Source organism: Cellulomonas telluris (assembly GCF_004886325.1).
Classification (GTDB): Bacteria; Actinomycetota; Actinomycetes; order Actinomycetales; family Cellulomonadaceae; genus Cellulomonas; species Cellulomonas telluris.
In genome coordinates, this window is sequence record NZ_QXFN01000019.1 from 1 (window position 1) to 683 (window position 683).

A 683-nucleotide genomic window follows, 5' to 3' on the forward strand; every position below is an offset into this window, starting at 1 on the left:
GGGATGCCTAGACGGGTCCCCCGTCTCGGCGGCGTTGAGCACTGCCGACGTCCGAACGCAAGTGCGGCTGACTCAACCCGGGTCGTCCGAACTCTTGTGGTCCTCAGGGCGTTCAGGGGCGTCGGATGCTGCGATCCCGTCCATAAGCTCGCGGACCAGTTGCAGCACTTGGTCGGCGGCGCCTGCGCCAAGGACGTCTCGGAGCTGCTTCTCCATCGCGGACTCCGTAGCGGCGAATACCAGGCCTGCGGATCGTTGCCGCTCCAGTTGGGATGCGACCACCCACATAGCCACGCCCGGTCGCCAGGCCGTTTCGTCAGAGGAGGCCGAGTCGGCCTCCGCAGGGACAGGCTCGGAGTCCCTGGCTTCCTCGTCGGGAGTGTCGGCCAACGCGAGGAGGACAATCACGCCCAGCATCTCCCCGCCGTAGCGGGGCCGGCGCAGTTCGGCCCAGGTAGTCGCGATCCGGAGCATGCTCGGAACAGCCCACTCGGTGTCGAACCCGTTCCGCTGGACAGTGTTGATCCACCGTTGCAGCTGGCGGGTGTAGGTGCGCCGGTCGTCCAGGTGGGCGAGCGCGTCGCACCAAGCGATGAGTGTCTCGGCGTACTGGATGGTCGATCGATCCTCAGTTCGTGCCGCCCTCCCGTACAGCTCTGCGGCTAGCGCGTAGTTGCCGAGGG

1 protein-coding gene is annotated in these 683 nt (G+C 67.1%); it reads right to left on the reverse strand.

Annotated features, from left to right (window positions below; all coding sequences use genetic code 11):
- Positions 1-72 precede the first annotated feature (72 nt).
- Positions 73-683, reverse strand: a 611-nt coding sequence (locus FB586_RS19540) for a hypothetical protein (RefSeq protein ID WP_168800613.1), incomplete at its 5' end; no start/stop codon positions are given.